The following is a 24,643-nucleotide window of genomic DNA, read 5'->3' as shown; positions in this document are numbered from 1 at the left end:
TTGCGTGGCGGGGTGTAGCCCCGCCCGCTATTTGTGCCAGTTGCGTAAGTCCTGTAATAGTTTTTGAATTGAAGACTTTGAATTTTCGATTCTGTCTTCAAAAGATCCAAAGACATGATTGCATGAAGATTATCTTGACAGAGGAGATTAGATTAAGTATATTTACTTTAGTACAAAAGTACTATTAAGCCTCAAAGGGAAAACTATACCTGAAAAACAGAAAGGCATATATGTGGAAAATTCGTACCCACTAAGTGTCAGACGTGGATCATTTCAGTATTTACACTGGGTTAAAAATGTTGATTCAAAGGCTACTCTGATGTCTGCATAGGGTAGTCATTGATATGGCTTGCTACCCAATAAATCATTTGCCTATTGAAGGGAGTTGGAAGATGACTACAGTTGGAGTCAAAGACAGCAAACAACAACTAATGCAAGCATTTCAACAAATTATTATCCAAAGAAAAAAACTTGAATCTAAAATAGCAACCAAACAAGAGGAAGCAGAAAAGGCAAAAAGTCAAGAAATTCTGCAAGCCGCTTCTGCATATACAGTTGATAGTATTGTCAAAGGTTTAGCTGATTTACAATTAGAGTTTGGCAGTATTCTCAACGGATTATCTGAAAAACTAGCTCAGGAGAATTCCAAGTTAGATGAATTGAACCGAGCTATAGAAATTGAAACCCAACGTCTACAAGAACTGCAACAAATTAGAGTTGTAGCCGATACTTTAGACGTTTTAAGTCAAGAACACCAAGAAAAATTAAAAATTCTCGAACAAGATACTATTAGCAAAAAGGAAGCACTAGAGAAAGAAATTACAATCAGACGGAAAGAATGGCAAAAAGAGCAAGCAGAGTATGAAGAAAAACTTCAAGCATATAACGATTTATTAGCCAAAGATCGCCAGCAAGAACAAGAAGAATTTCAGTATAAGTTAGAAACTACTCGCAAACTCAATACAGACAGCTACGAAGGGATAAAGCGCCAACAACAAAGGGAAATACAGGAAAATTCTCAAAAGAAAGGGAAAGATTGGGCAGAGCGAGAAAAAATCTTCGCTGAACGCCAACCACTCTTTGCAGATTATGAACAAAAGGTAATTACATTTCCTAGCGAACTTGAAGAAGCCGTTAAGAAGGCTAGAGAAGAAGCAATTAAAGAAACAAGCCAAAAAGCTAAAATTGAGGCTGATTTATTTGAAAGAGAATGGGAATCGAATAAACAGAGTTATGAACAAAAAATTCAATCTCTAGAAGAAACAATTAAAAAACAATCAGAGCAAATAGAAGGCATTTCTGCTCAATTGCAAACTGCATTAAAACAAGCACAAGACTTAGCTATGAGGGCTTTTGGTAGTTCTAACCCTAAATAGTTGTGACTTCGTAGCATCTTAAATCATTTTAAATTCCTGAAGAGGAGGTTTGTTGTGGTGGGGAAAAAACCGACTGATAAGAATACTAAAGTAGAAATTCTTCAGGCGTATGAGGAGTTGGCAAAAGAAAAAGCAGCACTGAAATCAGAGCTTGATAAAGCTGGCAAAGAAAACCAGTCTGGAACTAAAGAACAGCCTAAATTAGAACAAAAAATAGCTATGAATCAGCTATCTAGTGTCCAACAAAAGATGAACAATACAATTGAAAGCTTGGCAAAGATTCAATTAGGTTTTGGCAGTGCTGCTAATGAATTATCGGAACAGCTAACCACAAAATCCTCTAAATTGGAAGAAATTAGGCGAACTTTAGAAGAAGAAATCCAACAATTAACACAACTGCATAATTTAGAAATTTCTGAGGATATCTTGGATACTCTCATCCAATCTTATGAAGATAATACTAAAGCTTATCAGGAAGAATATAGCCAACGTTCTGAAGTGTTATTCCAAGAAATACTAGAGCAAAGAAATACTTGGGGAAAAGAACAGGAGGAACAGCAACGGGCGATAAAAGAACGGAATGAAAACTTGAATAAAACTCGGCAACGCGATGCAGCAGAGTATAAGTATAATTTAGAACTCCAGCGGCAACTGCAAAATGACGAATACGAACAAGAGCAGAAAGCGCTATATAAGCAACTGGAAGAATTACTACAAGAAACAGAAAAGCAGTGGGCTGAACGGGAGAAAGCAATTTCTGAAAGAGAGAAACAATTTGAAGAATTAAAAGCCAAGGTAGAGGCTTTTCCGAAAGATAAAGAAGCAGCCATCAAAAAAGCTACAGAAGAAGGCAAAGGCATTGCCCACTACCAAGCTAAAGTAAAATCAGATTTATATTCCAAGGAAGTAGAAGGGCAAAAGCGTTTCTATGAACAAAGACTGCAATCTCTAGAACAAACTATAACTAATCAAGAGACGCGCATTCAAAATCTTTCTAAACAACTGGAATCCGCTCTCAAACAAGTTCAGGATTTGGCAGTTAAAGCTATTGAAGGTACATCAAATGTTAATTCATATCAGGCAATCAAAGAAATAGCTTTAGAACAGGCAAAGACTCAAGCAAAAAATAAATAAGCTGATTTATTTTTGATGAAAATTGCAGAGGCTTAATTTAATTTAAGCCTCTGCAAGTAACTCTAATGCTTTTTATTCAGTTTTCTTTGGTTTTTTGAGGTCTGAGGGAGGTTGTACTTTCTTCTTCTTTGTTGCGCTAGCCTGCGTTTGCTTTAATGCTTTGTTAGAATTTTGTTCTTGACTAGACATAATACTAAGTTTTAATATTTGTATTACTGGTATTTTAGATTACATAAGTATATCACAGAGAATTTAAGTTTAACTAAAAAAGTTAGTAAATAATGTTACCCCTGTAGGAACCTTCACTTTTAAGGGGATAAAGGCATCTGGTGCAAAAGAGACGTAGCACTGCTACGTCTCGACAAGAGTTGGTAATGGCATTTTTTATAGTTGGTTGCGGGGGTGAGGTTCTTGCAATCATTAAAGTTTATTTTTAAACCCAAGGAACAACTTCGATATTTTCCCGATAAAATTCCTTATTTGCTATACGGTTGAAGTATTTGCCTTTGTACTCAAAAAGATGTAATAGAATGAGTTCTAGATACCATAATCCAAGTTTATAAGCATCTATTTGTTCTGGAAAGCGTTGGTTAAGATATTTTTGACGCTTTTTTGGATTAGGATGAACGATTGCATTACGTATCTCTGTTAAAGCCTGTGCGCCATCAACCCAATTTAATTCTTTTTCTTTTGAGGCTTTGAGCAAGTCAGTTAAGCTGTCAGGGACTTTCAGTGGGACACCACACTGTGAAAGGAGGCGTCTTAGTTGTTCAGCTGCTGGAAGTTTTTTAAATTCTTGTTGACTGATGATAGCTTTTTCTTCCACTAGAAGAGTCCAAGCAAGGATTTCAAAAGCAGCTTGCATCAAAACAATGGAACCTTGTATTGCTCCGGCTTGAGCAATACTTTCCAAATACCAATGGATTGCAAACCTTATCGGCTGATTCCAAATAGTACTTCGCCAGCGATTAAGGAAACCTGGAAAAAGTTTACTGAGACTGCAAGATTCTTGCGAATCTGCAAACCACGAATGCACACTTCGCCAGGGTGATGTTGTATAAGAAGTACATTTTTCCCAAACCTTTTCCCCGCTGTTGTCATAACCGACTAATAGAATAGGAGAAGTTCTGAAGCCTCTAGAAAAAGAGAGAAACCAATGCAAAGCTTCCAATACATCATCAGCTTCCTCTGTGGTAAAAGGCTTTTTATCGGAACGTTCGAGTGTCCCCACATGAGTTATGGCGTAGCCTCCTTTTGATTTGAGAGACTTCATAATATTTCCGAAATTTTCCAAGCGGTCAATAGAAATATACCAACTCTCAGCTTCTAATATAAGTCTACCTCGCCACATTCCTCTTGATGTTGATATAGCCATTCCGCTAAATTGATGAAAGTTGGTTAGGTGAAAGATTATATATGATAAATTATGTTCTGAACTGAATATTACAGGTTTATTTAAGTTACCTGAAATATCTCCATCTTGATGCTCAAAGTAGATAGGAAGAATACTAGAAATCCAAACTTCAGCATAAGCTTGGATTTCTAAAAGGTTTAGATTACCTTTACCAAGCTCCAATTGAAAAAGGGATTCATTATTAGATTTTGAAAACAGGAACTTAACATCGGGAGATGGCAGCCATTCAAAGGAAACAGTACCATATCCTTCATATACAGTTCCTTCTTGAGTAATTTTTAAGGAACCTTGATAAAGTTGGATAGGTTGATTAGGTTCTCCAGTCAAGTAAATTGGTATAAGTGCAGGAGGATATTGTTTAAAAAGCGATTCCAAAGATTCCATTGAGAGTCTGGTTAGTATATTGAATAAATTTTTACTGTTGCATCCTTAAATATACTAAGTCAGTTAAGCCAGTTATTGCCAGGGTGATATCGCTTCAAACTCAAGGTTCTGTTCTTGCCCAATTTTCTAAATTAATTCCCTGCACTCTCACTCTCAGCAAATCAGAATCATTGGAAACGAGAATTAAACCGCGTGTAATTGCTGTAGCCGCTATCAATATATCTTGTTCTTGTATCGTCAAACCCCTACGTTGTAAATCCACATGGATTTCGCAGGCTCTCTCAAGAATTTCTATATCATCCAAGAATAAAACTTCATATTTTTGAGAAAATTGATTAAATTCTGCTAGCTGCCTCATAGCATTTGCATATAAAAGCCCTCTTTTAACTTCATAATAAGTTATGCAACTGATAAACACTTCTTGTCCCGAACGATTAGCATCCCGTAGTTTTCTGCCAACAGTTGCATTTCTCCTCAAAATGTAACTAACAATATTTGTATCTAATAAATAAGTCACTTAATCTATTTTCGTTTTACTGCTTCATCGTACATTTTGATTTGCTCTGGGGTCAAATCATTGAACGTACCAGAAACAGCCTCTAACACAAGAATCTTATCAATTCTGCGTGTCAATTCATGCTCGGTAATAACTCTTATTTCTTTTTGTGACAACTGCCCAAAGAGTTCTACCAACATTTCTATCATTTCCTGTTGGTTTAACTTAACTTGATATAAGCTATTACCTTTAATGAGCTTTTCAACGATTGGTGATATGCGGTTACTCAGTTCTTGATGATAATTAGCAACTTCTGCCATAATTCCCTCCATTAATCAAATAATTCCCGTATCCCGTAATTATAAACAATCTCCCTCAACGCTCCTCTATGTAAAAAAAGGCGGGCCTTTCAGCCCACCTCACACTATTTTGAGAATATTCTGTTGCTATTAACCCAACAATTGTTTAGCCTTAGCTAATACATTATCAACGCTAAAACCAAACTTCTCTAAACAAACACCACCTGGAGCCGAAGCACCAAAGCGATCGATACTAACAGTATCGCCTTCAGTACCCACGTATTTGTGCCAACCGAAACTAGCGGCAGCTTCTACAGACAAACGCTTGGTAACAGCTTTTGGCAGAATGGACTCTTTATAAGCCGCATCTTGTGCTTCAAACAGTTCCCATGAAGGTAGCGAAACAACACGAACTTTCTTGCCTTCAGCCTTAAGTTTTTCGGCTGCGCCAACGGCGAGGCTCAATTCTGAACCAGTACCAATCAGGATGATATCGGGTGTACCTTCGCTATCCACCACGGTGTATCCACCCTTTGCTACGCCCTCAACCGATGTACCAGCCAAGTTGGGAACGTTTTGACGGGTGAACGCCAATAGAGATGGAGCGTTTTGCTTCGCTTTTTCAATCGCTATTTTATAAGCGCCAGAGGTTTCGTTACCGTCTGCGGGACGAAACACTAATAAATTAGGAATGGCACGCAAGGAAGCGAGAGTTTCAATGGGTTGGTGTGTCGGGCCATCTTCACCTTGTCCAATGGAATCGTGAGTCATCACCCAAATCGAGCCAGCTTGGGAAAGGGCGGATAAGCGGATAGCAGCACGCATATAATCTGTGAAGATCAAGAAGGTAGCACCGTAGGGAATTAATCCTGAACTGTGCAGCGCTATACCATTACAGATTGCGCCCATAGCATGTTCCCGCACACCAAAGTGGATGTTGGGGTTTTGGTATTCTCCTTTTTGGAAGTCGCCCTTGCCCTTGATTTCGGTCAAGTTGGAGTGGGTTAAGTCAGCCGAACCACCAATCAATTCAGGTAATACCGCCGCCAGTTTGTTGAGGCAGGTTTCTGAGTGTTTACGGGTGGGTAGTCCTTTGTCTTCGGGGGTGTAGGTGGGTAGTACCTTATCCCAACCGTCGGGTAGCTTGCCGCTTAGGTAACGTTCAAATTCAGCCGCTTCTTGGGCATACTTAGCTTTGTAGTCCGCAAAGGTTTTGTTCCATTCGGTTTCGTAGCTTGCGCCGCGCTCAACTGCTTTGCGTGTGTGGTTGAGGGCTTCTTCGGGTATTACGAAAGGCTCGTATTCCCAACCCAAATTTTTCCGAGTCAATGCTATTTCATCTCCACCAAGGGCAGCGCCGTGAACGCCAGCAGTGTTTGCTTTATTGGGGGAACCGTAACCAATAATGGTTGTTACTTTGATGAAAGAAGGCTTATCGGTGACAGCTTTGGCTGCTTCAATTGCTTTGGCGATCGCTTCTAAATCGGTATTGCCATCTTCGACGTGTTGGACGTGCCAACCGTAAGCTTCAAACCGCTTGGAAACATCTTCGGTGAAGGCCACATCTGTGGAACCGTCGATGGAAATGTGGTTGTCGTCGTACAGAGCGATGAGTTTGCCTAATCCCAAGTGTCCTGCAAAAGAACAAGCTTCACCAGAAATTCCTTCCATGTTGCAACCGTCACCTACAATTACGTAGGTGTAATGGTCAACAATCTTGGTATCGGGTTTGTTAAATTTTGCGGCAAGGTGCGCTTCAGCGATCGCTAAACCGACTCCATTGGCAATTCCTTGACCCAAGGGGCCAGTTGTGACTTCCACACCTGGGGTCATGAAGTTTTCGGGGTGTCCAGGGGTTTTGGATTCCCATTGACGGAATTGTTTGATATCTTCAATGGTGACGCTATCGTAGCCTGTGAGGTACAGTAGGGCGTACTGCAACATCGAGCCATGACCGGCAGATAAGACAAAGCGATCGCGGTTAAACCATTTGGGATTCTTGGGGTTAAACTTCAAAAAGCGATCCCAGAGGACAAAAGCCATCGGAGCCGCGCCCATTGGCAGTCCTGGGTGTCCCGATTTTGCTTTTTCTACGGCATCAACAGCCAAGAAGCGGATCGAGTTAATAGCCAGTTCTTCGACGGACAATTCTTTGGCGGATTGGGTTGCAACAGTCATAATCTCTTGTTTTTAACGACGGGTTAGCACTCTTCGTAGCTTCTCTTGTTGGGGTTATTTTAGATTCCCCACAGTATCCTCATCATCCCACTCCCGCTTGTCGATGGACAAGCGGGATCTCCTGAGTTTATGGTGATAAATCAAGCTGATAATTGGGTCATGCTGAACGCTTAAGTTATATCGGAATGATATTTCTGATACTTTGGGCATTGGGCATTGGGCATGGGGCATTGGGCATTGGGCAAACGAGCAGAGTTGGATTAAACTACTGAATTCTGATTCCTGACTCCTGCCTTCTGCCTCCTGCCTTCTTTTAAACGTATTTCTTAAAGGCCAGTGTGACATTATGACCGCCAAACCCAAAGGAATTGGATATTGCCACCTCGACTTTTTGAGCGCGGCTATAGTTAGGCACGTAATCTAAATCACACTCTGGATCGGGATTTTCCAGATTGATTGTCGGTGGAATTTGGTCATTAGCGATCGCTAGTACTGTTGCGACTGCTTCAATACCTCCAGAACCGCCCAATAAATGACCTGTCATCGATTTGGTGGAGCTAATTGCCACCTTATAAGCATGTTCTCCTAAGGCTTTTTTGATTGCTGAGGTTTCAGTTGAATCATTAGCTGGGGTACTAGTGCCGTGGGCATTAATATAGCTAATTTGTTCGGGAGTTATGCCAGCATCTTTAAGAGCCAGTTCGATCGCTCTAGCCGCTCCAAGTCCACCGGGTACGGGGGAGGTGATGTGGTAGGCATCACAGGTCATGCCATAACCGATCATTTCGGCATAAATGTGAGCGCCCCGACTTAGGGCGTGTTGCAGTTCTTCGAGAATTAAAATTCCTGCACCTTCACCCAAGACAAATCCGTTGCGATCGCGGTCAAAGGGACGGCAAGCGTGAGCCGGGTCATCATTGTTAAAAGAGAGTGCTTTGCAGGCGGCGAACCCAGCTATCGACAATGGTGTGACAGCTGCCTCCGTTCCCCCGCAAATCATTGCCTGGGCATATCCCCCTTGAATTAAGCGAAAAGCATCTCCAATGGCGTTGGAACCAGCGGCACAGGCAGTTACAGGACAAGAGTTTGGCCCTTTCGCACCCGTGTGAATTGCCGTTAATCCTGCGGCCATATTGGCGATCATCATCGGAATCATGAATGGACTACAGCGATCGGGGCCACGGTTGAGGTAGATAGTTTGCTGGTCTTCTAATACCTTAATCCCACCAACGCCAGAACCGATCATCACACCTACCTGTTCTGCATTCAGGTCATTGATCGCTAACTCCGAGTTAGCTAGAGCCTGTTTTGCTGCCGCAACCCCAAATTGGGAAAATCGATCCATGCGCTTGGCCTCTTTACGCTCCAAGTAATCATGCGGATCGAAGTTTTTCACCTCACCAGCAATCCGGCAATCATGGCGAGACGCATCAAATAATGTGATGTAGTCAATGCCATTGCGTCCACTCAATAATCCATTCCAATATTCTGTTGCTGTGTTACCTATAGGTGTAATCGCGCCAACACCAGTTACAACAACGCGTTTACGTGTATGATCTGTCATGATTCAGTTAAAAATGGCGAAAAAGCAGCAGGCAAAAAATTTGAGGTTAGCGACTAGGTACTGGTGAGCCAGCGCGGTCTTAAAGGTTTCCTTTACGAGCGACTGGCATCGGATTTGCTGACTTCAAGTGACTGTCGTTAACGTCAGCATTAGTGACATTAGCAGCGTCAAGCGAAGAGTGGCTAGATATTAGAGAAAAATCTCCCCAATCCCAATCCCCAATTCCAATCCTCAGTTAAGCTGAGGCGGTAACTTTGTTATTGATGTAATCTACTGCGTCTTGAACGGATGTAATCTGCTCGGCAGCTTCGTCGGGAATTTCGATATCAAATTCTTCTTCCAAAGCCATCACCAACTCAACGGTATCGAGAGAATCTGCTCCCAGGTCTTCCATAAACTTGGCTTGTGGTGTGACTTTATCTGGGGGATCAACACTCAGTTGTTCGATAACGATTTTCTTGACCTTTTCAAAAAGTTCCGCTTGGCTCATAAATAAAAGTCCTTAACCACTTGCTACGATCTGCTCTTTAGAGGAGACATTGTTTTGAGCATATACATCTTATCGTCAAGCGCGATCGCCCGCATACTTCCAAGGGTTTTTCTGCTAGAAAACCTCTGCCATTTTTAAAATAAATGGGGTAACTTTTCTAGAAACACTTGAGCAGTAGAGCGTGCTACGCCATCGCCAATGCCGTGTAAATGCTTTGGTTTTCCAATTATTGCTAAAATTTTTTACAATGTCTCGATCGGTATTTACAGCCTTGCTAGCAGTTAAGAATATGTAGATGCCGCGACCCTTTAACCTAGACGCTTAAAGGGTAGCTAAACGTCAAACATCAGAACTTTAGTGCTAACAAGGGAATGATAAAACAGTTATTGTTTAGAGCGATCGCTCTAACCCAAACATACTTCTATGCTACCTCAGACACTGAAATACGCTTACTTCCCCGGTTGTGTTGCTCAAGGGGCCTGTCGAGAACTTTACCAGTCAACTCAAGCGCTTACCCAAGCATTGGGCATTGAACTAGTTGAACTTAAAAAAGCTGCTTGCTGCGGTTCTGGCACATTTAAAGAAGATTCGCAACTGCTAGAAGATACAGTCAACGCCAGAAATATTGCCCTAGCAGAAGAATTAAATCTGCCCTTACTTACCCATTGCAGCACTTGTCAAGGTGTTATCGGTCATGTAAACGAACACCTGAAGGAATGCCAAACAACTAACCCTGTTTACATGGAACAGGTTAATGGCTTGCTAAATAAAGAAGGTTGTTCGCCTTATCGCGGTAGTACTGACGTTAAACATCTTCTTTACGCCTTGGTGACAGATTACGGTTTAGAGGAAATTACCAAACGTGTCACCCGAAAGTTAACTGGATTAAAATGTGCGGCTTTTTATGGCTGTTATCTCCTCCGCGCCCAAAAATCTATGCCTTATGACGACCCTTTCCAACCGGAAGCGATGGAAAATATGTTTCGGGCGGTGGGTGCAACACCAATTTATTACCGAGGTAGGACACAATGTTGTGGTTGGCCGCTTTCTAGTTATGCCACTACCCAATCTTTTAAGATGGCGGGGATGCATATTCAGGACGCTTTAGCATCTGGTGCTGACTGTATAGTTACACCTTGTCCTCTGTGCCACTTAAATTTAGATTCGCGTCAGCCAGAGGTAGAAAAGGTGATTGAACAAAAGCTAGGTTTACCAGTATTACATTTACCCCAATTGATTGCTTTGGCACTTGGTGTTAGTCCAAAAGAACTGGGTTTAGACCGTCACATTGTTTCTACAAAGCCAGTGTTGGAAAAATTAGGATTTTAGTTTTAGGACTAGCCCTTTTAATCTGACTGGTAAAATCTCTTTTTTTCTCTCTGCGCCCTCCGCGTCTCTGCGGTTCAAAAGTCTTTTATTTAACCACAGAGGCGCAGAGAACACAGAGTTAAGAGGTTAAAGAGAGTTTATTGAGCAAAATTTTACCCACCTTGAAAGGCTAGTTCTAATACCAATTTGAAAAAAGAATGCGACAAATAGACCATTTGTAGAGACGCGATTGATTCATCGCGTCTTTACCCAAGAATGTGTTGCAATCATTAATTGAATTGGTATAAGTTTATGGAGTACAAGGGGCTTAGAGGTTGTTTGAAAAGTGTTTGCTATGATTTTAATTACCTCCCTTAATCCCCTAGCTGAGGATGTCAGTTTGAGTGTGCTCACTCCTGGAATTATATTTACTATCTAAGGCTTTTAATAGAGACTTTCAAAAATTGCCGAAGAATTCAGGAGCAAAGCAACAATAGCTGCGCCAAGGCGTTAGTCGTACAGAATAACCTTTTTTTATTCTGACAACTGACGCCTTTATTCTGTTTTGATAAAAAATTTCCAAAATTAACCAACTTACAATATATAAGATTGGTAATTTTGGATAACTTTAATTAAACTCTAATTTTGAGAATCGCTTTGGTATTAGCTTTGTAAAGTCAATGCTTCTTTTTCGATGTTTTCATCCATCCAAGAAAACATATCGCCAATTGATTTAACCATATCTTCAACTCCTTCACGGAAGAGTTCAACATCTTTCTCAGACTTGGTATAAATTTGAGCCACTTGAATCAATTCGTCTGTATGTTCTGGATCTAAGTGGCAGTGGAGATGAAAATATTCGATGGTATGGTCATCAATACCTTTAAATATCTTACGAAGTCCTTCGATATATTTGATGAAAATTCCAGGTAATACTTGCTCAATTGCTGCAAATCTTCCTAGAGAGCGTACTATAGGTTCATCATCACAAAATTCAAATTTCTTAAAGCGTAATGCCGGAATTAAAAACGCTCCATCATCGGCATTAATATCAATTTTAGGACAATCAATACCTTTCATAAAACGCATAAATAATGCTACATGAGCAAGGTCTGAGTTGAGTTCTCCATGCTCTGTAAATGCATTTTCTAGCATAATCGTTCTAGCATGGTAACTATCCATTTTGGACGCAACTTTCAGAAAAGCCATATTAAATCTGTTTGAGCCAGGTAGCATTTTCATTGCAAACTGGCGGATTGCATCTTGTGAAAATTCTCCTTTGGCAAAGCGTTGAACAAAGGGATGTAGAGACAAATCCTGTGCTGTTGTGAGTTCTAACAAAACTTGCTGTAATTGGTTAGATATCTTAGTATCTAAAGAAATAATTGCAGTCATTATTTTAGGGGATAAGTGGATTTTTATCGATCTTAATTGTCTAACTTGACGTGAATATCTAGACAATTATTCACACAGCTTGCATAGCAAAGAATGCATACTCTTTGCAACTATGTTTCAGAGTATGTTTGCAAATGCTTATTAAAAAAAGTGAACTCACTTCAGTTAATTGATTGACTGATTGGATGCGAATAATGGACAATTACTGAGGCAGTTTACATAGTAAAATGGGCAGACCCTTTGTAACCATACTTCACAAGTTATTTGCAAATCCTTATTTCGGTTAGGATAAGCTTGAAAATTGACATTATCTTCAACAATTGAGGCTAAACTTTAACTAGAATGCGTTCCAAAAATTTTTGTTTTTGGTTAACTGAACTGTATGCATAGTTGTTACGAATAATTTGTTACCCTCTTTTGCAAAATAATTCAGTACAAGCTCGTAATTTGTCCTAATAAAAATTCTAGTGTTTTATTTTTTTGTAAGCAAATAAAAAAACATCATTAACTAAATCTTTATTTTTTTCTACAAATTTCTAAAGTTGGTATAAAATTATTCAGCAACTTTTCTTTGTCATCTGTCAATAGGAATAAAAACAAAATCTTCTTAAACAAGAATACAGAATGGGACGTGCAAGATTCACGCCCCACAAGAGTTATTTTGAATTTGGTTATGTAGTTTAGATAACTTTCAGCTTATTCATTGCTATTTTTGAATTTACGTTGCAATTGTTTTAGCGATTGATACATATCTGGCAGGCGGCCATAAACAGCAGATACCTTGAGATATAGTTTGTAAGGAAGGGCTGGGGTTCCGCAGACAATTTCTCCTGGTGCAACATCGTTGTGAATTCCAGTTTGAGCAGATGTCATCGACCCATCTCCCATCTTCACTTGATTGACTATTCCTGTTTGTCCAGCTAAAATGACGCGATTTCCCAGTTTAACACCTCCGGCCATACCAACCTGACCTGCGATCGCACAACCAGAACCGATTTGGCAACCGTGACCTATTTGCACTAAGCTATCAATTACTGTATTGCGACCTACCCGTGTTTCTCCGACTGCTGGGCGGTCAATGCCAGTGTTGCAGCCAACTTCCACGCCATCTTCTAAGACTGTATAGCCTGATTGTTCCATTTTGAACCAACCAGTACGGATAGGAACAAAACCAAAGCCTTCTGCACCAATGACAGCACCACTGTGAATGACGCAATCTGCACCGATACGTGTGCGTTCGTGGATGGTACAGTTGGCGTGTAAGGTGGTGCGATCGCCTATTTTGGCATCTGGATAAATCACTACATTGGGATGAATGATTGCACCATCACCAATTTCTACTCCTTGTTGAATCACAGCATGGGGGCCAATATAAACATCATTACCAACTTTTGCGGTGGAGTGAATCACAGCGGTGGGATGAATTTCTGGCGTAGGGCGGTATGGTTGATAAAAAAGGGCGATCGCTTTGGCAAACAATAATCGCGGATCTGGGGTTGCTAGCCAGACAATACCCCTCTCTTGTGCAAGCGCCTGCAATTTTTCGTCCTGGGGCAAAATTAAAGCACTAGCATTGGTATTGCCGACAAAAGATTTAAATTTTGCACTTTCTACGTAACCGATCGTACCGTTGGTAGCTTCATCAATGGCTGCTACCCCTGTAATTTCTGGGTCTTGGTCTGGGTTAATAGTCAGGCTATGATTGGTGGCCGCGTCACCAAATTGACGGAGGATTTCGCTGAATTTCATTGTTGGGTGTGTTCAAAATTGATCTACAATTGCAAGATAATTTTCCCTCTTTATGCTCCAATAGAATAATTTTGTAGATGCGTAGTGATAAAACAATCAGACTGTTCCTAGCTTCGCTTCCGGTTGGATTACTTTACTGACATTCTTCTGTTGATGGCTCTCGTGAGCTTACTTTCACTGAATCTTGTCTCAGTAGCGTCTTGAGGCGTTGATTATCTTCGGCAGCGATCGTTTCACCATAGTGATGAAGTTGAAAAAGCTGGCAATAACGGTTTTGTTTGGCGCAAATCAAGCAGCCATAGGCATGATTGCCATTTGTACCACATAGCCGATGTCCCATCACCGGGCCGAGAGAAATATTTTGCTCGCTAGCTACAGTGCTGAGGATTGAGTGCAGTTTTGACTCAAACTCTAATGACAAGTATTGCTTACGTCCTGGTTGTGTACGATCCCATTCTGGAACGATTAATTCTTGTTTTAATAGACTCGCTTCAATCTCTTCAGACATCACAAGCCCGGACAGAATAACGTGACGAGAAACATGAGGCAATAATGTACGTGCTAATTGCCACATTAAGACTTCATCAAACCATTCTTCAACCAGTGGACGCAGATACCAACAACAGGGAATGCCAAGGTTTACTAAATCTTGCAGTAACTGTACCCGGCTCTGAATTGAGGCTTGCTCATAGCCTGGTTTCAAGGGTGGTAGACTAACAAAGACGGTGACTCGAAGGGAATGAGGTCGCTCTAGAGTTGTTTTGAGGCGTTCTAGAAAAGATTGACCAGGATGGACTTTGGTGGTGATGTAAACTAGGTTGGTAGCTTTGCGGTCAATCAGTGCATCCAGAATTGATAGTACGCGTTCTCGGTGGGCTGGAATAAAAGGGTCAGAGTAATCGCATAGTGAAATTGGAAAGCCCTTTTGTCCCTCCTGGGTAGCAAAGATGTAGTCTAGCAGAAGATCGAGCAGGTCAACTGGAGATGAGACATCCTGAAAGTTTTGTGGATAATGATGCCAGTCACGGTCTTGATGGCAGACACAATAGGCACATTCAATCGGGCAACGGTTCTGGACATTTGGTAGAAATGGATTCAGGCTGAAGTATTTTACAGCCCGCTCCTCATCAGGAATACCAAGCACTGGAAAGCCATGTAGCATATACTGGCTTTCCTGCAACGTAATTGCAGACGCAGCATTTTTATCAGTACTCATATATTTTTAATGAAAAAATAATACACCCGAAAAAATTTGTCTTCTCTAGGGTGGCTGGTGTGAATATAGAGTGGCAAGGTGGGAAATGCTGGAGGATTAGTAAGAATTTTGATAAGTAAATATAGTTAAGTAGCGATCGCTTCTTCCTAAAGAACTGGTAAATGGGTTCGGGTTAACACGGAGAAAAAATCTCCGCGTCTTTGTGTCACTCCAAATCCATCAATTTTGGATCGGCAGACTATTCATGGCTAGTCGCCATTGCCACGCCTGCTAAATACCCGGTTGTCCAAGCACTCTGGAAGTTAAACCCACCGGTAACGCCATCAATATCTAAGATTTCTCCAGCAAAATAAAGACCAGGAACTAACCTACTTTCCATTGTCTTGAAGTTGACTTCTTTGAGCTTGACACCGCCACAGGTAACAAATTCTTCTTTGAAGGCTCCTTTGCCGTTGATTAAGTATTGTCCTTGAGTAAGTTCTTGCACCAGTTGATTTAAGGTTTTACTAGATATTTCTGCCCAACGGTCTTCTGTAGTAATACCTGCACGGGCAATGATATATTGCCAGAGACGATGGGGTAGATCGACGCCGCGATGCAATGCGATCGCTTTCTTTCCCCATTCATCTTTAACTGCTAAAACTTTTTCTCGCACTTGTTCTTGGTGCAAATCAGGCAGCCAATTAATCAATAATGTGGCTTGATAGCGGCTTTCGTGCAGAACTCTCGCACCCCAAGCAGAAAGCTTCAAAACAGCCGGGCCACTCAAACCCCAGTGGGTAATTAGTAATGGCCCAGTTTGTTGTAATTGGGATTTTCCGCCCGCAGATAACCGCAATTGAGCAGGGTTAACGCTAACTCCAGCCAATTCCCGCAACTTTTGATCGAGAATGTTGAAGGTAAATAACGAGGGTACTGGCGGTTCAATTTGATGACCTAACTCTCGGACAATTTTATAACCCGCAAGGCTGCTACCGGTCGCCAGAAGTAGGCGATCGCATTTAATTGTCTCTCCCGACTTCAGAAGAATATCAAACCCCCCATTTGCTGCGGTTCGTTTCACCGAAGTTACATGCGTACCGATGCGGAGTTTTACCCCAGATTTCGCCACCGCTTTAATTAGACATTCCACAATGGTTTCTGAAGTGTTGGTGACAGGAAACATCCGGCCATCAGTTTCTGTTTTGAGATAGACTCCACCAGCAGCAAACCAAGCTACTGTATCTTGAGGCCCAAACCGAGTCAAAGCACCCCGCAAAGCTTTTGCACCTCTGGGGTAATTTTGCACTAACTCCTCCGGCTCAAAGCAAGCGTGAGTCACGTTGCAGCGTCCGCCACCAGAAATTAGCACTTTCGCTAGGGGTTGACGACTAGCTTCGAGTAAAGTAACTTGGGCATCAGGATTGGCTTTAGCACAAGCGATCGCGCCAAAAAATCCTGCTGCCCCACCCCCAATAACTACAATTTGTAACGGTAACAATTTCAAAAATGTCTCTTTTACAGCACCTACTTTCTAGGCTAGCTGTTATTTTCACTCTTCATCAGGTTCAAAGTCGGCTTTTGTCGCACCGCAAGTTGGACATGACCAATCTTCTGGTATATCTTCAAAGGCTGTTCCCGGTGCTATGTCGCTATCTGGATCGCCTTCTGCTGGGTCATATATATAGCCACAAACAGTACATTTATACTTTGCCATGTTCCTTTCCCCTCGTAAATTGTTGGCATTGCTTCCCTATTAAATACTTTTGGCAGTGGCCAAAATAGGCAAGCTACAATTCTTAAACGAGACTACGGTATGAAAATCAAACCGTTTCGCAAAGTCATTAGTCATTAAAAACGCCACCATGTCCTTTGGGCATAACTAATAATTCCGATCGCGATCGCTCCAAGTAGCAGTAGCCAAATAATTCCACCTGGGATAAAAGTGAGAATACCAATACCTCTCAGTACCCAGACGGCAACGCTAATGCCGAGAAGTGTACCAAAAATCTGGATTAATCTACGATTTAAAGAAGATTGATTCACCTAATTTTCCTCTGAACTCAACAGACATTAAACTTGATCTTGATAATTAAAATATGAAGTTACGATGAAGTTATAGTTTCATCAGAAATAACACGTAAAAACCGAGAGATACTATGCAAACGTTAGGTTAAGGTACTTGATGTTAAATCGTGTTTGTGCCATTCTAGCTGTTAACAACGTAGTTTTTCATCTACAAGTAGTACTTTAACAAAACTCACTGAAGTATTAATTATGTTAATTGTGATAAGAAACACAGTTTTTACAGTAAAGTAACTGAAATGATGAGCAAAAAATTATCCTTTCCGGAAAAGATAAGTATTAAACTGGAATTAATTTAATAATGGGTTGGATCTAAATCAAGTTTTATGGCTTGTAGTTTCAACTCTATTTAGGTGGATGAGTTGAGGAGTAACTTAATCATTATGTCTGCGTCTTATATATCAGATTCAATTATTGCAGGTTCAGATATGGCTTGGAGTCAAGACAAGCAAAAGTTGCTGGTACAGGGTGAAATTCTGCTAGAAACGCGATCGCACAAGCTATCGGGTGGCGCGGTGACAGCCTGGATGTATTTGCCGATGGTGCGATCGCACGTTTGGCAGCAATTAACTGATTATCCCCGCTGGGTGCAATATTTTCCCGATATCACCAAGAGTGAGGTGGTACATAAAGGTGAAGTCAAACGTCTGTATCAAGCAGCACAAAAAGCCTTCTTCTTTTTTACGGCTCAAGTGGAAATTTACCTCAATGTTGTAGAAGTGCTGGGGCAGCAAATTCAATTTCGCATGGTAAATGGGACTTTTGAGGACTTTAATGCCAATTTAGAACTACAAGATTGTGGTAATGGCACAATACTTGCTTATACTGTGCAAGCGACACCTCTAATTCCGATTCCATCTATTTTTATTCAACAAGCGATGAATTTAGAGTTGCCTGCAAATATGCGTAAAATGCGACAAGTTATGTGTAAGACTCAATAAAAAATTCAGGCATTGCTGATAGGATTTTCACTTTACCTATAATATGTAGATAATTCAAAAACCCGCTCTCTGTCAGAAAACGGGTTTTTGTCTGTGATTTATCAGGTGTAATTATCCGGTAAAAACTTCAACTGGTAAACGGCTAAACGACAACCTTTCATTTTGCACATCTACAAAGATGGTGTTGCCGTCGTTGAATTCGCCGCGCAAGATGGATTTAGCAATTTGAGTTTCTAACTCTCGCTGAATCGCCCGCTTCAGTGGACGCGCCCCATATACTGGGTCATACCCTACTTCTGCTAAAAAATCAAGGGCAGAATCCGATAGTTTGAGAGATATTTTGCGATCGCTCAATCTTTGCCGCAATCTTTCTACTTGCAATAGAACGATTTGCCGCAATTCCTTCTTATCCAAACCGTGGAAGATGATGATTTCGTCAATCCGGTTCAGGAACTCTGGACGGAAGCTATTTCGCATTGCTTCCATGACTCGACGCTGCATTTCGTCGTAGTGGGCGTTATCCCCAGCGATATCAAGAATGTACTGCGAACCAATGTTGCTGGTCATGATGATAATAGCGTTCTTGAAGTCCACCTTATGACCTTGGGCATCAGTGACACGACCATCATCAAGAATTTGCAAGAAGATATTGAAGACATCCGGGTGGGCTTTCTCGATTTCGTCGAAGAGAATTACTGAGTAAGGACGGCGACGAATCGCTTCTGTAAGTTGTCCGCCTTCTTCATAACCCACGTATCCTGGAGGCGCACCGATTAAGCGAGAGACGGCGTGTTTCTCCATATACTCAGACATATCGATTCGCACCAGCGCATCTTCGCTATCGAACATATACGCCGCCAGCGCTTTCGCCAACTCGGTTTTACCCACACCCGTAGGCCCAAGGAAAATAAAGCTAGCGATGGGACGATTAGGATCGGCCAATCCAGCGCGCGATCGCTGAATTGCATCGGCTACAGCTGTGACTGCTTCTTCTTGTCCAACTACCCGACGGTGCAGTTCATCTTCTAAATGCAGCAGTTTTTCTTTCTCCGATTCCACCAACTTGCTGATGGGAATTCCTGTCCATTTAGAAATAATTTCAGCAATATCACCTTCTGTGACTTCTTCCCGTAATAGTGATTTACCACTTCTTTGAGTGCTTGCTAGCTCACTTTCTGCTGCTTCCAATTTACGATGCAAATCGGTTAATGTACCATATTTTAACTTTGCAGCCTTTTCAAGTTCGTAGTCGCGTTCTGCTTGCTGAATCTCCGAGTTAACGCGTTCAATCTCTTTTTTAACCGACGAAATTTTGTCAATAATATCTTTTTCAGACTGCCATTGAGTGTTTAGCGTTCTTTGTTCTTCTTGAAAATCCGCAATTTCTTTTTCTAGTCTATCTAGACGTTCACGAGAAGCGGCATCGCTTTCTTTTTGCAGAGACAACTGCTCCATTTGCAATTGCAGAATCTTGCGGTCGATTTCGTCGAGTTCTTCTGGTTTGGAGGTAATCTCCATTTTTAGTTTAGCAGCCGCTTCGTCTACTAAGTCAATAGCTTTGTCAGGTAAAAAGCGATCGCTAATATAACGACTCGACAAGATTGCTGCTGCAACTAAAGCACTATCAGAAATCTTTACCCCGTGGTGGTTTTCATAACGTTCTCTCAACCCGCGCAAAATTGAAATACTATCTTCTACACTGGGCTGATCCACATAGACTTGCTGGAAGCGTCTTTCCAAAGCCGCATCTTTTTCGATATATTTGCGGTATTCATCTAGGGTTGTCGCCCCAATACAGCGCAATTCGCCTCGCGCCAACATCGGTTTTAATAAGTTACCTGCATCCATCGCGCCTTGAGTTGCACCAGCGCCGACAACGGTGTGAATTTCATCAATAAATAAAACAATATCACCGCGAGATTCAGTAACTTCTTTTAATACTGCTTTCAGGCGTTCTTCAAATTCACCCCGAAATTTTGCCCCCGCAATCAAAGCACCCATATCTAAAGCGATTAGCTTGCGGTTTTCGAGGGACTTGGGTACATCACCAGCAACGATTCGTCGTGCTAACCCTTCAGCGATCGCAGTTTTACCAACACCAGGTTCACCAATTAACACGGGGTTATTCTTGGTGCGGCGTGACAAAATTTGGATGGTACGACGAATCTCATCATCTCGCCCAATCACTGGATCAAGTTGATCTTTACGGGCGGCTTCTGTAAGGTCACGCCCGTATTTTTCCAGTGCTTCGTATTTGCCTTCTGGATTTTGGTCGGTCACTTTTTGGCTCCCACGAACTTGTTTAATAATATCTTTGAGTTTGCCTTCGTCTAAACCAAATTCTTGGAATAAAGCTTTGCCAAAGCGGTCATCTTTAGCGTAAGCCAGCAATAAGTGTTCAATTGAAATATATTCGTCTTCAAACTCTTTGCGATATCCGTCTGCTCGATCTAGAAGTGTATCTAAGCTGCGTCCTAAGTATACTGAGGTACTATTACCAGATACTTTCGGTTGACGTTGAAAAAATTGCTCAGTGCGATCGCGCAGTTTTTGGAGGTTAACACCCGCTTTAGTGAGAATCCCAATTGCTAGACCATCTTGTTCTAGCAGCGCTTTCATCAGGTGTTCGCTTTCAATTTGCTGTTGTTGATATTGTTTAACAATATCCGGGGTATGGGCGATCGCTTCCCAGGCTTTTTCTGTAAATTGGTTAGGATTAGTAGGTTGCATAGGCTTTTTCAGGAACGTAAAGGTGTAATGGTGAAGCAGCGCGGTCTTGGGGGTTTCCCCCATGAGCGACTGCTGTTAGCGCAGCGTTAGCGACGTAGGAGCGTCACCCGGAGGGCTTTTCGCAGGCTACCACCAGAACACCAAGTAAAGAAAATTTCTGCTCTCAATTAGATATATAGATATTGTATGAACAGGATAGCGATCGCCTAGATCGGTGTTCACGTCTTGTAAAAGTCGTATTTTCCCGTAGTTGCGATTTCCTATGAGCGATTCTTGCTCATTGCACTTAACACAATACCTGAAGTTGTATTAAATCAAGCTGTATGACTATGGAAACAAACCCAAGCTAATCCATAATTGTCGGGCTGCCACTTGAGAAGTACTGTTCATCTCCAAATACTCGATAGTGACTTTTCCAGAGGAAGTAATGCCTATAATCTTGCCCGATTGAGTATCAACCTGAAAATGCTCACTCCACTTATCCTGTCTGGGATGAAAGAAAGTAACTTCAGTGTTGGAATCAGGCACAATGCCACTGATTCGAGTTCCTTTACGGAGATTACACGAGCGACACGCAAGAGCTAAATTTGCTTCGTCATTTTCACCTTGCCGAGAGAGCGGGATGATATGCTCAACTTCAAATGGAAAATTAAAGATTAATTCAGGAGCTTGGCAGTACTCACAGCGATGATTGGCACGCCCAGCGATCGCAGTGTAATACCGATTCACAAACTCTCTTGCTGTATCAATGCAGCTGTTCGGGCTGCTGCTGCTTTTAATTCAGCCTCAACCAAAGTATCCAACTCTGCTTGTTGCTCTGGTGGCAATGCTAGCCCATGATCTCGTCCTAACCGCCATAAACTCATCAATTCCGATAACCGTTTTTGTTGTTTAGCGCTAAAAAACGGGTCAGGGCTAAAATTTTGAATGACAAGCAGTGCGCTGAACTCCGTTTCACCCAACTGAGTAGTTAACGCATCTAGGGCTTGCCCCGCAGTTTTGCCAACAGAGTGTTTATCCCCTGCAATGGCGCGATAAGTTTTTTCACCATCAGCATCAAATATTGGCAAGATTGCTACTGTAGTCATGCTTCCAGCTTGGAATCCTTTGCCTCAAATTATAGCTCTACGCGAACAACACCTGAGCGAGTGATTGAAAATCGTAAAAAGCGATTGAGTAAATACGATACAGATACACAGAATTAGTCATGGATCAACTTAAAAAGGAACATCTAGAAGCAAGAGGTTGGAAGGTTGGCACAGTTTCAGAATTTTTGAAACTAACGCCAGAAGAAAATGCTCTGGTTGGAATCAAACTAGCACTCAGCCGGAATTTAAAAGCACGGCGACAAAAAGCAATGACACAAGTTGAATTAGCCGAGAAAATTCACTCAAGTCAACCGCGTGTTGCTAAGGCAGAGAATGGTGATGCTTCAGTTTCAATTGAGCTGCTGATACGTGCAATGCTGGCAACAGGTGCAACCCTTCAAGAAATTGGAAAGGTTATTGCCGAAGCTGGCTGAACCTCAGCATAAATTTAAATGCGTGAGTAAGTATAACGTATTAAAGTTCTTCTACCTTGCCTCCACCATTATCCTCCTGCCCCCACACAGAGTTACCATGATCCCAGGTCGCCTAGTGGATGCTGAAAATGATTGACCCCTACGACTTTGAAGATGATAACTTTGACTTTGAGGATGAAGAGCTATTTAAAATAAAACCCATCAGCCAAATGAGCGAAGGGGAAAAGCTACAGCGATTTAAGCGGTTTTTCGACAGCAGTAGCCGTGCTATGTTGCAAGACTGTCTATTTCGCATCGTCGATTACGAAGATGGTACAGGCACGTTAGAAATTCTTTGCCCTAATGAAGTTGTAAGACAACGCCTTTCCAAGAAAAAGCGCAAAATTACCAACAACATCAATACATGCTGGAGTCATATTAGATGGTTTTCGCTATGCGTCCAGCAAGATAGTGAGTTGCATTGCCAAAAGTTTACCCGTAACGGCGATTTGGTGACATCCTAGCTGGGGATTGGGGACAAGGAGAAGAACCCATACCCAATAACAAATGACAAATGACGAATGACGAATAACAAATGACTAAAAAACAAAAATTTCCTTACCTAGTTGGTTCTAAATGGACAGCACAGCGAAAAGTTGATGGCTGGCGGCACTTCCAAGTTGTCAATCGTAAAAATCAGGCTAAGTGGGTTTACGCCGAAATGGTTGCTTCTTGCGATCCTAAAGTCCGTTTTTGGATAAATGCCAAATTATTACAAGATAACTCCCAGTGGCAAGCTGGCTGGCAAACATTACAGGAAATCCAGGAAATTGAAACTGAGGTGTCCTAATTACCTTCAATACATAGACTGAAATAAATTAGGGCTTACGCACACTCTACGTTTCTTCTCTTACTCTTAGCCCACGCAGGTGGGCTAAATTTGTGTAGCCACGAATCCTATTCGCTGGGCTGAGACTTAGAAAATATTTGCAAAATTAATAATATTTTACAAAATCACACTCACTCACTCTCAAGCAGCAATTACATGGTTGTGAATACCGACTGAAAACTGGCAATTTATCTGCGATACCTTCGGTGAACTAAGCTAACGCAAATTCCATTAGTATTTCCAGCATCAGGCTGCATATAACTCTCTTTACCCTTGACCCTGCGCCCCAATGCCTTGAAAACACGTTGGAAAAACATCAGCTAATTCTATGAAAAGCATTCAAAAAAGCAGATTTCAGATTTTTGTATTTTGTAACTCTTTTTATAAAAATAAGTAATAAAAACTTTTTATAGATATATTTTTTAGCTAAATACGGCTTTTAAGGTCATTAGAATCCAAATAAACATAATTAAGCTTTAATTCATCGGATAAGACCGTTTTAAAGATTAGGAGCCACTTTCTTTTCTAGGTAATTTGCCCAATAATGACATCAACAGACCTCACGCATCGCCATCTCAGGAAAGGTGAAGGCAAATGTTTGAGCCACAAGTTTGACAAGAAGCTATAAGAGGGAAACAACAGTGAAACTAGCAGTCTACGGAAAAGGTGGTATCGGTAAATCCACAACTAGCTGTAATATATCCGTCGCCCTAGCTAAACGTGGCAAGAAAGTGCTGCAAATTGGTTGCGACCCAAAACATGACAGCACCTTCACCCTGACTGGGTTTTTGATTCCGACAATTATCGACACCCTCCAAGAAAAGGACTATCACTACGAAGATGTCTGGCCGGAAGATGTAATTTATAAAGGCTACGGCGGTGTTGATTGCGTAGAAGCTGGTGGCCCACCTGCGGGTGCTGGATGTGGCGGCTACGTAGTCGGTGAAACCGTAAAATTACTTAAAGAACTCAACGCCTTTGATGAATACGATGTAATTCTTTTTGACGTTCTCGGTGACGTAGTTTGTGGTGGTTTTGCAGCACCACTCAACTATGCAGATTACTGCCTGATCGTTACAGACAACGGCTTTGATGCTTTATTTGCTGCCAATCGGATTGCTGCTTCAGTCCGCGAAAAAGCCCGAACTCACCCACTGCGTTTAGCCGGGTTAATTGGCAATCGCACCTCCAAGCGCGACTTGATTGAAAAATATATAGAAGCAGTGCCCATGCCAGTTCTAGAAGTTTTACCTTTAATTGAAGATATCCGTGTTTCCCGTGTGAAAGGTAAGACTTTGTTTGAAATGGCAGAGCAAGATCCTTCCCTAGACTACGTTTGCGACTACTATCTCAACATCGCCGACCAAATTCTGGCGCGTCCCGAAGGTGTTGTACCTAACGACACACCAGATCGGGAGTTGTTCTCTTTGTTATCCGATTTTTATCTAAATCCGGGTAAACCCCAGGTTCCTAATTCAGAAGAGGAACTAGACTTGATGATTGTATAAATCACCA

23 protein-coding genes are annotated in these 24,643 nt (G+C 41.7%); 8 read left to right on the top strand and 15 right to left on the bottom strand.

The genetic code is table 11. From position 1 onward, the window contains the following. Window positions 1–392: 392 nt before the first annotated feature. Window positions 393–1,376, top strand: a complete 984-nt coding sequence (locus tag ACM0OX_RS17465) for a hypothetical protein (RefSeq protein WP_414516352.1) — start codon at window positions 393–395, stop codon at window positions 1,374–1,376. 54 nt (window positions 1,377–1,430) lie between these two features. After that, the gene (locus tag ACM0OX_RS17460; protein WP_414516351.1) at window positions 1,431–2,510 is read left to right on the top strand and encodes a hypothetical protein; all 1,080 of its coding nucleotides are present in this window, start codon (window positions 1,431–1,433) and stop codon (window positions 2,508–2,510) included. 433 nt (window positions 2,511–2,943) lie between these two features. Here the strand turns inward: ACM0OX_RS17460 and ACM0OX_RS17455 are convergent, their stop codons facing one another. From ACM0OX_RS17455 to acpP, 6 genes are all read right to left on the bottom strand, one after another. Next, the gene (locus tag ACM0OX_RS17455) at window positions 2,944–4,308 is read right to left on the bottom strand and encodes a hypothetical protein (protein ID WP_414516350.1); all 1,365 of its coding nucleotides are present in this window, start codon (window positions 4,306–4,308) and stop codon (window positions 2,944–2,946) included. A 100-nt stretch (window positions 4,309–4,408) separates the two neighbouring features. After that, entirely contained in the window at window positions 4,409–4,825 is a 417-nt protein-coding gene (locus ACM0OX_RS17450) for a type II toxin-antitoxin system VapC family toxin (RefSeq protein ID WP_292729315.1), read from the bottom strand. Window positions 4,826–4,830: 5 nt separating this feature from the next. Beyond that, a complete protein-coding gene (locus ACM0OX_RS17445; protein WP_292729318.1) occupies window positions 4,831–5,124 on the bottom strand; it encodes a hypothetical protein in 294 nt (97 codons plus the stop codon). Between the two features lie 129 nt (window positions 5,125–5,253). Continuing rightward, window positions 5,254–7,281 (bottom strand): transketolase, encoded by a 2,028-nt coding sequence (gene tkt / locus ACM0OX_RS17440; RefSeq protein WP_334700649.1) that lies wholly within the window; start codon window positions 7,279–7,281, stop codon window positions 5,254–5,256. A gap of 313 nt (window positions 7,282–7,594) precedes the next feature. Further along, entirely contained in the window at window positions 7,595–8,845 is a 1,251-nt protein-coding gene (gene fabF, locus ACM0OX_RS17435; protein WP_414516349.1) for a beta-ketoacyl-ACP synthase II, read from the bottom strand. 235 nt (window positions 8,846–9,080) lie between these two features. Further along, entirely contained in the window at window positions 9,081–9,335 is a 255-nt protein-coding gene (acpP, locus tag ACM0OX_RS17430) for an acyl carrier protein (RefSeq protein ID WP_094349173.1), read from the bottom strand. 423 nt (window positions 9,336–9,758) lie between these two features. On the opposite strand from acpP, the gene ACM0OX_RS17425 reads away from it, so the two are divergent. Next, entirely contained in the window at window positions 9,759–10,664 is a 906-nt protein-coding gene (locus ACM0OX_RS17425) for a CoB--CoM heterodisulfide reductase iron-sulfur subunit B family protein (protein ID WP_414516348.1), read from the top strand. 642 nt (window positions 10,665–11,306) lie between these two features. On the opposite strand, the gene ACM0OX_RS17420 is transcribed toward ACM0OX_RS17425, so the two are convergent. The 6 genes from ACM0OX_RS17420 to ACM0OX_RS17395 form a co-directional block, all read right to left on the bottom strand. Next, complete coding sequence (locus tag ACM0OX_RS17420; protein ID WP_414516347.1) at window positions 11,307–12,038, bottom strand: iron-containing redox enzyme family protein; 732 nt, start codon at window positions 12,036–12,038, stop codon at window positions 11,307–11,309. A 696-nt stretch (window positions 12,039–12,734) separates the two neighbouring features. Beyond that, window positions 12,735–13,787 carry a UDP-3-O-(3-hydroxymyristoyl)glucosamine N-acyltransferase gene (gene lpxD / locus ACM0OX_RS17415; RefSeq protein WP_414516346.1) on the bottom strand — a complete coding sequence of 351 codons (1,053 nt, stop codon included), beginning with the start codon at window positions 13,785–13,787 and terminating at the stop codon, window positions 12,735–12,737. A 133-nt stretch (window positions 13,788–13,920) separates the two neighbouring features. Then, window positions 13,921–15,003, bottom strand: a complete 1,083-nt coding sequence (locus ACM0OX_RS17410; protein WP_414516345.1) for a hypothetical protein — start codon at window positions 15,001–15,003, stop codon at window positions 13,921–13,923. 238 nt (window positions 15,004–15,241) lie between these two features. Beyond that, the gene (locus ACM0OX_RS17405; protein WP_414516353.1) at window positions 15,242–16,483 is read right to left on the bottom strand and encodes an NAD(P)/FAD-dependent oxidoreductase; all 1,242 of its coding nucleotides are present in this window, start codon (window positions 16,481–16,483) and stop codon (window positions 15,242–15,244) included. A gap of 51 nt (window positions 16,484–16,534) precedes the next feature. Further along, on the bottom strand, window positions 16,535–16,699 hold the full coding sequence (gene rd / locus ACM0OX_RS17400) for a rubredoxin (RefSeq protein ID WP_094349178.1): 165 nt from the start codon (window positions 16,697–16,699) through the stop codon (window positions 16,535–16,537). A 134-nt stretch (window positions 16,700–16,833) separates the two neighbouring features. Continuing rightward, window positions 16,834–17,028 carry a hypothetical protein gene (locus ACM0OX_RS17395; protein WP_292729343.1) on the bottom strand — a complete coding sequence of 65 codons (195 nt, stop codon included), beginning with the start codon at window positions 17,026–17,028 and terminating at the stop codon, window positions 16,834–16,836. A 422-nt stretch (window positions 17,029–17,450) separates the two neighbouring features. Between ACM0OX_RS17395 and ACM0OX_RS17390 the strand changes: the two genes are divergently transcribed. Next, window positions 17,451–18,008 carry an SRPBCC family protein gene (locus ACM0OX_RS17390; RefSeq protein ID WP_322667343.1) on the top strand — a complete coding sequence of 186 codons (558 nt, stop codon included), beginning with the start codon at window positions 17,451–17,453 and terminating at the stop codon, window positions 18,006–18,008. 111 nt (window positions 18,009–18,119) lie between these two features. Here ACM0OX_RS17390 and clpB read toward each other — a convergent pair whose 3' ends face one another. From clpB to ACM0OX_RS17375, 3 genes are all read right to left on the bottom strand, one after another. Then, window positions 18,120–20,738, bottom strand: a complete 2,619-nt coding sequence (clpB, locus tag ACM0OX_RS17385) for an ATP-dependent chaperone ClpB (protein ID WP_414516344.1) — start codon at window positions 20,736–20,738, stop codon at window positions 18,120–18,122. 327 nt (window positions 20,739–21,065) lie between these two features. Further along, window positions 21,066–21,467 (bottom strand): HNH endonuclease, encoded by a 402-nt coding sequence (locus ACM0OX_RS17380; RefSeq protein WP_414516343.1) that lies wholly within the window; start codon window positions 21,465–21,467, stop codon window positions 21,066–21,068. Beyond that, a complete protein-coding gene (locus tag ACM0OX_RS17375; RefSeq protein WP_414516342.1) occupies window positions 21,464–21,826 on the bottom strand; it encodes a hypothetical protein in 363 nt (120 codons plus the stop codon). Before ACM0OX_RS17375 ends, ACM0OX_RS17380 begins: the two co-directional genes overlap by 4 nt. Window positions 21,827–21,945: 119 nt before the next feature. Here ACM0OX_RS17375 and ACM0OX_RS17370 point away from each other — a divergent pair, with 119 nt between their 5' ends. The 4 genes from ACM0OX_RS17370 (at window position 21,946) to bchL (ending at window position 24,636) form a co-directional block, all read left to right on the top strand. Next, the gene (locus tag ACM0OX_RS17370) at window positions 21,946–22,260 is read left to right on the top strand and encodes a helix-turn-helix domain-containing protein (protein WP_414516341.1); all 315 of its coding nucleotides are present in this window, start codon (window positions 21,946–21,948) and stop codon (window positions 22,258–22,260) included. 128 nt (window positions 22,261–22,388) lie between these two features. After that, window positions 22,389–22,763 (top strand): hypothetical protein, encoded by a 375-nt coding sequence (locus tag ACM0OX_RS17365; RefSeq protein WP_414516340.1) that lies wholly within the window; start codon window positions 22,389–22,391, stop codon window positions 22,761–22,763. 71 nt (window positions 22,764–22,834) lie between these two features. Beyond that, window positions 22,835–23,089 (top strand): TIGR02450 family Trp-rich protein, encoded by a 255-nt coding sequence (locus ACM0OX_RS17360; protein ID WP_012410754.1) that lies wholly within the window; start codon window positions 22,835–22,837, stop codon window positions 23,087–23,089. Between the two features lie 680 nt (window positions 23,090–23,769). Next, window positions 23,770–24,636, top strand: coding sequence for a ferredoxin:protochlorophyllide reductase (ATP-dependent) iron-sulfur ATP-binding protein (gene bchL / locus ACM0OX_RS17355; protein WP_012410753.1), 867 nt, complete (start codon window positions 23,770–23,772; stop codon window positions 24,634–24,636). Window positions 24,637–24,643: the final 7 nt, after the last annotated feature.

Origin of the sequence: Nostoc sp. PCC 9305 (assembly GCF_963920915.1) — a bacterium.
Taxonomy (GTDB): Bacteria; Cyanobacteriota; Cyanobacteriia; order Cyanobacteriales; family Nostocaceae; genus Nostoc.
The sequence above is the reverse complement of the archived record's forward strand: the minus strand, read 5'-3'. Positions and strand labels throughout refer to the sequence as shown.

What these genes read in the sequence shown, in the direction of transcription:
- ACM0OX_RS17390 (WP_322667343.1), top strand. Translation starts at nt 17,451, where the DNA reads ATGTCTGCGTCTTATATATCAGATTCAATTATTGCAGGTTCAGATATG.
- rd (WP_094349178.1), bottom strand. Translation starts at nt 16,699, where the DNA reads ATGGCAAAGTATAAATGTACTGTTTGTGGCTATATATATGACCCAGCA.
- ACM0OX_RS17455 (WP_414516350.1), bottom strand. Translation starts at nt 4,308, where the DNA reads ATGGAATCTTTGGAATCGCTTTTTAAACAATATCCTCCTGCACTTATA.
- clpB (WP_414516344.1), bottom strand. Translation starts at nt 20,738, where the DNA reads ATGCAACCTACTAATCCTAACCAATTTACAGAAAAAGCCTGGGAAGCG.
- ACM0OX_RS17375 (WP_414516342.1), bottom strand. Translation starts at nt 21,826, where the DNA reads ATGACTACAGTAGCAATCTTGCCAATATTTGATGCTGATGGTGAAAAA.
- ACM0OX_RS17365 (WP_414516340.1), top strand. Translation starts at nt 22,389, where the DNA reads ATGATTGACCCCTACGACTTTGAAGATGATAACTTTGACTTTGAGGAT.
- ACM0OX_RS17370 (WP_414516341.1), top strand. Translation starts at nt 21,946, where the DNA reads ATGGATCAACTTAAAAAGGAACATCTAGAAGCAAGAGGTTGGAAGGTT.
- fabF (WP_414516349.1), bottom strand. Translation starts at nt 8,845, where the DNA reads ATGACAGATCATACACGTAAACGCGTTGTTGTAACTGGTGTTGGCGCG.
- ACM0OX_RS17360 (WP_012410754.1), top strand. Translation starts at nt 22,835, where the DNA reads ATGACTAAAAAACAAAAATTTCCTTACCTAGTTGGTTCTAAATGGACA.
- lpxD (WP_414516346.1), bottom strand. Translation starts at nt 13,787, where the DNA reads ATGAAATTCAGCGAAATCCTCCGTCAATTTGGTGACGCGGCCACCAAT.
- acpP (WP_094349173.1), bottom strand. Translation starts at nt 9,335, where the DNA reads ATGAGCCAAGCGGAACTTTTTGAAAAGGTCAAGAAAATCGTTATCGAA.
- ACM0OX_RS17420 (WP_414516347.1), bottom strand. Translation starts at nt 12,038, where the DNA reads ATGACTGCAATTATTTCTTTAGATACTAAGATATCTAACCAATTACAG.
- tkt (WP_334700649.1), bottom strand. Translation starts at nt 7,281, where the DNA reads ATGACTGTTGCAACCCAATCCGCCAAAGAATTGTCCGTCGAAGAACTG.
- ACM0OX_RS17445 (WP_292729318.1), bottom strand. Translation starts at nt 5,124, where the DNA reads ATGGCAGAAGTTGCTAATTATCATCAAGAACTGAGTAACCGCATATCA.
- ACM0OX_RS17425 (WP_414516348.1), top strand. Translation starts at nt 9,759, where the DNA reads ATGCTACCTCAGACACTGAAATACGCTTACTTCCCCGGTTGTGTTGCT.
- ACM0OX_RS17410 (WP_414516345.1), bottom strand. Translation starts at nt 15,003, where the DNA reads ATGAGTACTGATAAAAATGCTGCGTCTGCAATTACGTTGCAGGAAAGC.
- ACM0OX_RS17465 (WP_414516352.1), top strand. Translation starts at nt 393, where the DNA reads ATGACTACAGTTGGAGTCAAAGACAGCAAACAACAACTAATGCAAGCA.